The 9,267-nt window shown below is 62.6% G+C and carries 9 protein-coding genes; 7 read left to right on the forward strand and 2 right to left on the reverse strand.

Going from position 1 to position 9,267, the window contains the following annotated elements:
- Nucleotides 1-14: 14 nt before the first annotated feature.
- Complete coding sequence (locus HMPREF0308_RS00975; RefSeq protein ID WP_005527881.1) at nucleotides 15-578, forward strand: sigma-70 family RNA polymerase sigma factor; 564 nt, start codon at nucleotides 15-17, stop codon at nucleotides 576-578.
- A 48-nt stretch (nucleotides 579-626) separates the two neighbouring features.
- Complete coding sequence (locus HMPREF0308_RS00980) at nucleotides 627-1,418, forward strand: hypothetical protein (RefSeq protein WP_005527883.1); 792 nt, start codon at nucleotides 627-629, stop codon at nucleotides 1,416-1,418.
- A 59-nt stretch (nucleotides 1,419-1,477) separates the two neighbouring features.
- Here HMPREF0308_RS00980 and HMPREF0308_RS00985 read toward each other — a convergent pair whose 3' ends face one another.
- Nucleotides 1,478-1,849, reverse strand: coding sequence for a DUF5319 domain-containing protein (locus HMPREF0308_RS00985; RefSeq protein ID WP_034656536.1), 372 nt, complete (start codon nucleotides 1,847-1,849; stop codon nucleotides 1,478-1,480).
- Nucleotides 1,850-2,010: 161 nt separating this feature from the next.
- Here HMPREF0308_RS00985 and guaB point away from each other — a divergent pair, with 161 nt between their 5' ends.
- Nucleotides 2,011-3,531, forward strand: coding sequence for an IMP dehydrogenase (guaB, locus tag HMPREF0308_RS00990; protein ID WP_005527889.1), 1,521 nt, complete (start codon nucleotides 2,011-2,013; stop codon nucleotides 3,529-3,531).
- Nucleotides 3,532-3,555: 24 nt separating this feature from the next.
- On the forward strand, nucleotides 3,556-4,692 hold the full coding sequence (locus HMPREF0308_RS00995; RefSeq protein WP_005527891.1) for a GuaB3 family IMP dehydrogenase-related protein: 1,137 nt from the start codon (nucleotides 3,556-3,558) through the stop codon (nucleotides 4,690-4,692).
- On the opposite strand, the gene HMPREF0308_RS01000 is transcribed toward HMPREF0308_RS00995, so the two are convergent.
- Complete coding sequence (locus HMPREF0308_RS01000) at nucleotides 4,689-5,594, reverse strand: EamA family transporter (protein WP_115340931.1); 906 nt, start codon at nucleotides 5,592-5,594, stop codon at nucleotides 4,689-4,691. The genes HMPREF0308_RS00995 and HMPREF0308_RS01000 overlap by 4 nt on opposite strands.
- A gap of 74 nt (nucleotides 5,595-5,668) precedes the next feature.
- On the opposite strand from HMPREF0308_RS01000, the gene HMPREF0308_RS01005 reads away from it, so the two are divergent.
- The 3 genes from HMPREF0308_RS01005 to HMPREF0308_RS13115 all read left to right on the forward strand — a co-directional run bounded on the left by HMPREF0308_RS01005 (nucleotide 5,669) and on the right by HMPREF0308_RS13115 (nucleotide 9,163).
- Entirely contained in the window at nucleotides 5,669-6,583 is a 915-nt protein-coding gene (locus tag HMPREF0308_RS01005) for a LysR family transcriptional regulator (RefSeq protein ID WP_005527894.1), read from the forward strand.
- A 72-nt stretch (nucleotides 6,584-6,655) separates the two neighbouring features.
- Nucleotides 6,656-8,230: a glutamine-hydrolyzing GMP synthase gene (gene guaA, locus HMPREF0308_RS01010; protein WP_034656537.1), complete on the forward strand. Its 1,575-nt coding sequence runs from the start codon at nucleotides 6,656-6,658 to the stop codon at nucleotides 8,228-8,230.
- A gap of 66 nt (nucleotides 8,231-8,296) precedes the next feature.
- Nucleotides 8,297-9,163: a GNAT family N-acetyltransferase gene (locus tag HMPREF0308_RS13115; RefSeq protein WP_005527898.1), complete on the forward strand. Its 867-nt coding sequence runs from the start codon at nucleotides 8,297-8,299 to the stop codon at nucleotides 9,161-9,163.
- The last annotated feature ends 104 nt before the right edge of the window (nucleotides 9,164-9,267 follow it).

The following is a 9,267-nucleotide window of genomic DNA, read 5'->3' on the forward strand; positions in this document are numbered from 1 at the left end:
ACCAAGGATGAACAGTGAGCGATACCGATAAAGAGCTAGCGGACCTCGTTCCGCTTGCAATTGACGGAAATCGTCGCGCACTCCAAAGCATCATGCGGATCATTCACCCCCAGGTGCTGCGTTACTGCCGTGCTCGCATCGGAGGTGGCCGCCAACCCACGCCCGAGGACGTTACCCAAGAAATTTGCCTCGCCGTAGCCACGTCCATCGGCTCGTACGAGGACAAAGGACGGCCGTTTATGGCTTATGTCTACGGCATCGCATTCAACAAAGTCACGGATGCACACCGGGCAATGGGGCGCGATCAGTCTAACCCCACCGAAGAGGTGCCGGAAGGCGCTACCAAAGAGGCAAATCCAGAGGAAACAGCGCTGGTAGCAGACGGTAGTAACAGAGTGCGCGAGTTGCTCGATACATTAAGTGACAAAGCTCGAAACATTATTATTTTGCGTGTGTTCGTGGGCCTGTCGGCAGAAGAAACCGCAGAGATTGTGGGTTCTACTCCCGGCGCTGTTCGCGTCGCACAACATCGGGCATTGTCGCAATTGCGTAAGGCTATCGGCGGTCCCGCCGCATAGTACAAGCGTGTCTCTATTACATATATCTCATTCAAGGAAGGGGGCATCATGGCAAAGAAGGAAGAGCCTACTCAGGGCGTTGCTGAGCAGCTACAGCCCTTGGTCGATGATGACGCATTCCTGACCAGCCTTTCTCAAGGACAGGACCCTTCCGCTGGTGAAGATGAGCTGGCTGCTCTCTTCCTCGAGCTGCGTGAGGACGTCGAGCGGCAAATGCCGCCTGCCCCTATCATCGAGGGCGCCGAGCTGGAGCCGGAGGTAATCTCCTTGGCTGCGGCCCGCAAGCGTCGTCGTTCGCGTCCTCTCGTCAATGGTCTTATTGGTGCTGCGGCGGCCACGTTGGTCATTGCTGGTGCTGGTACGGCCGTGTATAACGCAGGCCCGGCTTCGCCCCTATACGGAGTCAATCAGTCGCTGTTCGGCACTGACGACGCCTCCGTGGTCGAGCTTGCAACTACCCTCGAGGAAATGGAACGTCGCTCCGCTGAGGGAGATTTGAACGGTACCCGCGAACTGCTGGAAGCAGCACGCCGCATTATGGATAACGCTCGCTCCTCCAAGGAAAGCGCAGACGACAAACCAGCTCCTGCCCCCGCCCCGCGTACTACCGTGACCTCGACTGAGACCGTTGAGAAGGATGCTCCGGCAACCAACCCAGGGCCAGCCCCGGTAACGGTGACCGAATATCAGACCTTGACCTCGACAGTCGTTGTGACGAGCTCCGCGCCGCAGAACCCCCTGCAGCCCACCGAGGGCCAGACGGAACCGAGTGAAGATAACGGCGAAGGTACAGATAAAGGCAACGGCAATAACCTAGCGCCGGTGCAAACCCAGCGGTAAGGAAAATCCCTAGCTTCCGAAAAGGAGCTAGGGATTTTTTGGTGGCGTAGCCAAGCGCATTAGCGGCCGTCGAGGCCGTCCATGTAACCCAGGGCGTAGTCCCATGGGACGTAGCGGGTGGGGTCGGGCTCAGCGCCCGGCTCGTGGACCGGGGCGAGCTCGCCGGCCAGGGTGGCGCGCATGTTTGCAGCCATGATGTCCCACTCGTAGAAGTGGTTCTCCTCGCAGTCTTCGCAGAGGAAGAAGATGCCATCGATTCCCCGCGGGCCCAGCACCCGGGCAAATTCTTGGACCAAGGCGAGGTCGTGGATGATAGCCAGACGCTCGTCCTCGGAAAGCGGCATGACCTGCTCGTCCTCCTCCAGGAAGGAAGCCGGGTCGTTGGGATCGTCAGCGAATGGGTCGCGTGGCATATTGGCGAAGAAGTTCACCTTTGCGAGCCTATTAAGTCGCACCCCCTTTAGGCAATTTATTCGACAGAATTCATTAGGTGCAGGTACTCGGACGCCCGGCTACCATTTCGCGCGCTTAAAGCACTAAGGTTGTGGTTACCGCGAAACCCCTCTTGGCCTTTAAGGAGTGTCCTTAACTCATGAGCGATTACCACGTTCGTACTGGTGGCGACGACCCAAACAAGGTAGCCCTCTACGGCTTGACCTTCGACGACGTTTTGCTTTTGCCGGCAGAATCCAACATCGTTCCGTCCGAGGTGGACACCTCGGCGCAGTTCACCCGAAACATCCGTCTTGGTGTGCCACTGGTTTCCGCTGCTATGGATACCGTTACCGAGGCCCGTATGGCTATCGCCATGGCACGTCAGGGTGGTATTGGCGTCCTGCACCGCAACCTGTCCACTGAGGACCAGGCCACCCAGGTCGAGATCGTTAAGCGCTCCGAGTCCGGCATGGTTACTGACCCAGTTACCGCAACCCCGGACATGACCATCCAGGAAGTAGACGAGCTGTGCGCTCGTTTCCGCATTTCTGGCCTGCCGGTTGTAGACGCTAACGGCACCCTGGTGGGAATTTGCACCAACCGCGACATGCGCTTCGAGCCGGACTTCGGCCGCAAGGTTTCCGAGATTATGACCCCGATGCCGCTGGTCGTGGCTAAGGAAGGCGTGGCCAAGGAAGAGGCGCTCGCGCTGCTGTCCTCCAACAAAGTGGAGAAGCTGCCAATCGTCGACGATGACAATAAACTCGTCGGCCTCATCACCGTCAAGGACTTCGTAAAGACCGAGCAGTTCCCGAACTCCTCCAAGGATTCCTCCGGACGACTGCTGGTGGCAGCGGGCATCGGCACGGGTGAGGAATCCTATGCTCGTGCAGGCGCGCTTGTCGACGCCGGCGTTGACGTCCTCGTCGTCGACTCCGCTCACGCGCACAACAACCGCGTGCTGGAGATGGTTTCCCGTGTACAGAAGGACTTCGGCTCCAAGGTCGATGTCGTGGGCGGCAACCTCGCTACCCGCGAGGCGGCGAAGGCCATGATTGAGGCCGGCGCGGACGCTATCAAGGTTGGCATCGGCCCAGGCTCCATCTGCACCACCCGCGTCGTCGCGGGCGTCGGTGCTCCGCAGATCACCGCCATCATGGAAGCTGCGGCAGTGGCTGGTCCAGCTGGCGTGCCGGTCATTGGCGATGGCGGCATGCAGTACTCCGGCGACGTCGCCAAGGCGTTGGCCGCTGGTGCCGACACCGTCATGCTGGGCTCCATGTTCGCAGGCACCACCGAGGCACCTGGCGATATCGTCGTGGTCCAGGGCAAGCAGTACAAGCGCTACCGCGGCATGGGCTCCATGGGCGCTATGCAAGGCCGTGGTCTGAGCGGCGAGAAGCGCTCCTACTCCAAGGACCGCTACTTCCAGGCCGACGTTAAGAGCGAGGACAAGCTGGTTCCGGAGGGCGTCGAGGGTCGCGTTCCGTTCCGTGGCGATATCGATGCCATCGTGCACCAGCTCATCGGCGGCCTGCGCGCTTCTATGGGCTACACCGGTTCGGCCACCCTCGAGGAGCTGAAGACCAAGAGCTTCGTCCAGATCACCGCGGCGGGCCTGAAGGAATCTCACCCGCACCACCTGCAGCAGATCATCGAAGCTCCGAACTACCGCTAAACGAATCTTTCGAGGAAAGAGAACATGCGCGATTACGTTGAAATCGGTATCGGCCGTGAGGCACGCCGTACCTACGATCTTGATCAGATCTCCTTGGTCCCTACCCGCCGTACCCGCTCGTCGAAGGACGTCGACACCACCTGGAACATCGACGCTTATACCTTCGACATCCCGTTGGTATCGCACCCCACTGACGCTTTGGCCACGCTGGAGTTCGTCATCGAGATGGGCAAGCAGGGAGGCTTGGGCGTCATCAACGCGGAGGGTCTGTGGGGCCGTCACGCGGACCTAGAGGAAGCCTTGGCGAAGGTCACCGAGAATCCTTTTGACCTTTCCACGCTGCAGGAGCTGCATGCAGCGCCGCTGAATGAGGAGCTGTTGGCAGAGCGCATCGCACAGGTGCGTGACTCCGGCGTGACCGTGGCGGTGCGTGTGTCGCCGCAGCGCGCGCGGGAATTGGCGCCGGTGGTCATCAAGGCCGGCGCGGAGATTCTGTTTATTCAGGGCACGTTGATTTCTGCGGAGCACGTGCAGCAGGGCGGTGAGCCGCTGAACTTGAAGGAGTTCATCGGTTCCATCGATACGCCGGTTATCGCTGGCGGCGTGGCGGATTACACCACTGCGTTGCACCTGATGCGTGCTGGCGCTGCCGGCATCATCGTGGGCTCGGGCGTTAACACCAACGCGGAGACCGTGGGTATTGATGTACCCATGGCCACCACCATCGCTGACGTCGCTGCCGCTCGCCGCGACTACCTCGACGAGACCGGCGGCCGCTACGTGCACGTGCTTGCCGACGGCGACATCTTCACCTCCGCAGACATCGCCAAGGCGATCGCGTGCGGTGCTGATTCTGTGGTCTTGGGTCCGGTTTTGGCCCGCGCTGCAGAGGCAGGCGGAAAGGGCTACTACTGGCCTTCGACCGCAGGGCACCCACGCTTCCCGCGCGGCGTTATCGAGGCTGCGGACATGGACCTCATCGCGGCAGGATACGCGCCGTTGTCGGAGCCGGAGCAGGTTTCGCTCGAGGTCATCTTGCACGGCCCGTCTAATGAGCCGCACGGCCAGCTGAACCTGGTCGGTGGACTCCAGCGTGCGATGGCCAAGTGCGGCTACACGGACTTGAAGTCATTCCAGAAGGTTGGCCTGGCAGTACGCTAACCGACCTTTGCCCGACTGCGGCGGCGTGCCTTCCACGGCACCCGTCGCAGTTTCGGTTTTGTGCCGCGGGCAGGCACCATCGTCTGTAGTACCGAGGCCATGATAACCAGCGCGATGGCCAGCAACTTCAACGGACTGAGGTTCTGCGACAGCAGCAGCCAGCCGAAGAAAGCGGCAAACACCGGCTCGAGTGCCACGAGGATGGAAAAGACGTTGGGGTTGAGGCTTCGCAGAGCTGTGATTTCCAGGGAGTAGGGGATGAGCGAGGCGAGCAGACCCGTGCCGAAAGCAAGCAGCAGCAGATAGGAATCAGAGACGAGCACCACGGCGCCTTGGCCGCCCATCGGCAGCAGGGCGATGCCGCCGATTGCTAGCGCGACCGCTAGGCCGTCCTGGCCGGAAAACAGGCTTCCTGCTTTCTTCGAGGCCAAGATATAGGCAACCCAACAAGCACCGGCGACCAGCACGAGCCCGACGCCGATGGGGTCAAGCGGCTCGCCGGTCAGCGAATCCCAGCCCAGCAGGCCGAGGCCGAAGACGGCGAGGGCGACGCAGACGGCGTCGCGAAGCGAACGCGATAAAAACGCCGCCAGTAGCAGTGGGCCGATGAACTCGATGGTCACCGCTGGGCCGATAGGGATGCGCGCGATGGCCGCGTAGAAGAAGCCGTTCATCATGCCCAGCGAGAGACCGAGCGCAGCTGCGGTGAGCCACTGCTCGCGGCCCCAGGTGCGCACCTTTGGCCGGCTGATGAGTAGCAGGACGGCCGCCGCCATCAGCAGGCGCAGGGCAGCGGTGCCCCAGGTGCCGCCGTCGTCGAAAAGCTGCACTGCGAGCGCCGCACCGAGCTGCAGGGAGATACAGGATCCGATGACGCACAAGATAGCGAGAGGATTTGTCATGCCCATATTGTGCGGCAGAGGCAAACTGTTAGTCTATCTACACTTTTTGACATGTACCTGTAAGGAAAACTGCAATGTTGGATTTGCATCGCCTCCGCGTGCTTTTTGAGCTGCAACGCCTCGGAACCGTAACCGCAGTGGCGGAAGCTTTGCAGTACACCCACTCCGCTATCTCGCAGCAACTCGCGCAGTGCGAACGTGACGTCGGGGTAAAGCTCTACGAGAAGGTCGGGCGGCGTATCCGGCTTACCGAGCAAGGTGAGATTTTGGCCGAATACGCAGGGCGAATGCTTGCGCTTTCCGACGAAGCGGAGTCCCGCGTCCTCGCGTCGACCTCTCTCGTGCGCGGAACTATCCGAGTGACGAGTTTCCAGACTGTGATGTCGTCTATCATTCCCGCAGCGCTCACGGTGCTCGCGCGCACGCACCCGGACCTGCAGGTGGAGATCAAGCAACGCGATGTGGAGACGGCGTCGGAACTGCTGCGCACCCGCGAGGTGGACCTCATTCTCGGTGAGGAGTACGACGCCGACATCCCCGCCACCGACGAATACGTCCACCGCGAGCTGCTCGCCGAGGACCCGCTGCACCTCATCACGCCGCAGGAAGGTCCTTGGTCAGAGCTGACTTTTTCCGAATTAGAGGGCGTGCCATTTGCTATCGACCCGGCGCACCTGTCGATGGGGCGGTTTACCCACCAGATGTGCCTGCGCCACGGCTTTAGCCCCAACGTGGTCTTTGAGACCCCAGACCCGTTCCTGCAAGGCCACCTCGTGCGCACCGGCCACGCAGTGGCGATCGTGCCGCGGCTGTTCCTGCCAAATCTCGGCAGCGTCCGCGTGCTGGACCTACCTGGAAATAGCACCCGCACGCTATACACAGCAGTCCGCTCCGGCCGCGAATCCCACCCCGGTCTGGCAGCATTCCGCGCCGCTTTAGCCACGGCAACGCAGCACGCGCTCGTCCGCGCGCCAGAGCCCGAAGTGTAGCGGCCACCGCTTCCCACAACGAACTGGGGTACCCCGTATTTAAAGGCGGTTCAATGGGCTAAACTGTAGCGCGTGACTAACCCAACCACTACTCCGCGTCCAGTCCTCGTTGTGGACTTTGGTGCTCAGTACGCGCAGCTCATCGCACGTCGCGTCCGTGAGGCCAACATCTACTCCGAGGTTGTTCCTAACTCTGCCACCGTGGAAGAAATCAAGGCCAAGAATCCGGTCGCTCTGATTCTTTCCGGCGGTCCGTCTTCTGTCTATGAGGATGGCGCTCCTTCTCTGAAACCCGAGCTGCTTGAGCTGGGCATCCCGGTCTTTGGCATCTGCTACGGCTTCCAGGCTATGACCCAGGCGCTTGGCGGTACCGTGGCGTCGACTGGCTCCCGTGAATACGGCCGCACCGACGTCAACGTTTCCGGCGGCGTCCTGCACCAGGGTCTCGAGGCCACACACAAGGTGTGGATGTCCCACGGCGACTCTGTCTCCGAGGCTCCGGAAGGTTTCGAGGTTACTGCCTCCTCGGCGGGTGCGCCGGTGGCGGCTTTCGAGTGCGTCGCCAAGCGCATGGCAGGCGTGCAGTACCACCCTGAGGTTCTGCACTCTCCGCACGGCCAGGAAGTGCTCACCCGCTTCCTCACCGAGGTTGCAGGCCTCGAGCAGAACTGGACCGCAGACAACATTGCGGAGCAGCTCATCGCTGATATCCAGAAGCAGGTTGGTCCTGAAGGTCGCGCTATTTGCGGTCTGTCCGGCGGTGTGGATTCTGCTGTGGCTGCCGCGCTCGTGCAGCGTGCCATCGGCGACCGTCTGACCTGTGTCTTTGTGGACCACGGTCTGCTGCGCGCGGGTGAGCGTGAGCAGGTGGAGAAGGACTTCGTGGCGTCGACAGGCGCAAAGCTCGTCACCGCAGACGAACGCGAGGCGTTCCTTGCCAAGCTCGCCGGCGTTACCGAGCCGGAGGCCAAGCGCAAGGCAATCGGTGCGGAGTTCATCCGCTCCTTCGAGCGTGCTGTTGCAGGCGTGCTTAACGACGCCCCCGCAGGTTCCTCCGTTGACTTCCTGGTCCAGGGCACGCTGTACCCGGACGTCGTGGAGTCCGGCGGCGGTGACGGTACGGCGAACATCAAGTCCCACCACAACGTGGGCGGCCTGCCTGACGACGTCGAGTTTGAGCTCGTCGAGCCGCTGCGCCTGCTGTTCAAGGACGAGGTGCGCGCCGTGGGCCGCGAGCTGGGCTTGCCCGAGGAAATCGTGGCGCGCCAGCCGTTCCCGGGCCCGGGCCTGGGCATCCGCATTATCGGCGAGGTTACTGAAGAGCGTTTGGAGACCTTGCGCGCGGCAGACCTCATCGCGCGTACCGAGCTGACTGCCGCTGGCCTGGACGGCGAGATCTGGCAGTGCCCAGTGGTACTGCTTGCCGACGTCCGCTCCGTCGGCGTTCAAGGCGACGGCCGCACCTACGGCCACCCAATCGTGCTGCGCCCGGTATCTTCTGAGGATGCCATGACCGCAGACTGGACCCGCCTGCCGTACGATGTGTTGGAGAAGATCTCCACCCGTATCACCAACGAGGTCAAGGACGTCAACCGAGTGGTCTTGGATTGCACCTCCAAGCCACCGGGAACCATCGAGTGGGAATAATCCCGCCCGCCCCGCAGCGTCTCGCCGAACTCCGGCGGGGCGCTGCGCGCGTTTTAGACTGCTGCCATGGCCGAATTCAACGGCTTCGCCCTGGGCGAGTATGGCCTGCCCGGCCCGCTGCGCGACGAGCTCGTCGCTGCCATCCTTGCTGGCGCAAAGACCGCAACGTCCTCTCTCTACGCCGCGTACGGCGACGAGCCTCTGCCGCGCGTGGGCGAGGGCGAGATCCTCCTCGACTCCGCGGGTGCGCCCGTCGCGGTCCTGCGCACCACCGACGTCGAGCTGCGCGCGTTTGGCGACATCGACGCTGACTTCGCCCGCGCCGAGGGCGAGGGCTTTACCGATGTCGCCGCCTGGCGCGCCGCCCATGCGGACTTCTGGGGCGAGCACCCGCTTTCCGATGCCTCCCTCGTCGTCGCCCAGCGCATCGCCCTCGTCGCAGTGCTCGACCAGCCCATCACCCGTGCTCATCCCGCGGACGCCCCGGCGCTCGCCCGGCTCGAGGACGTGTGCTTCCCGCCCGTGCAGGTCGCCGCGCCCGTGCAGGTCGCCGCGCGTTTGGCCGCATTCCCGGAATGCTTTTGGGTCCTGCGCGAGGACTCCGGCATCGTTGCCGCCGTGAGCGGCTTCGCAACGAACCGCCGCGACCTCACCGACGATATGTACGCCGACGCCGCCGCGCACGAGCCCGACGGCGCGTGGCAGATGATCTTTTCGGTCATCACGGACCCAGTCCGCCGCGGCGAGGGTCTGGCCACCCGCGTCCTCGATCGCGCCATCGCGGATTCCCGCGCACGCGGCCGCGCCGGCCTGGTGCCCACGTGCAAGGACGAGCTCGTCGGGTTCTACGCGTGGCTCGGATTCGTCGACGAAGGCACGAGCGCCTCGACTCACGGCGGCGTTGTCTGGCACCAGATGCGACTGTCTTTTTAGAAAGCGGCATGCCGAATCGCCCCGGCCGCGGCCGGGGTTTCGTTTGTGGGGGTTAGTCCACGGTGCAGAGGTAGCGCTTGCCGTAGGGCGTGACGTACCAGTAA

It is taken from the genome of Corynebacterium striatum ATCC 6940, assembly GCF_000159135.1.
In the GTDB taxonomy this organism is placed as follows: Bacteria; Actinomycetota; Actinomycetes; order Mycobacteriales; family Mycobacteriaceae; genus Corynebacterium; species Corynebacterium striatum.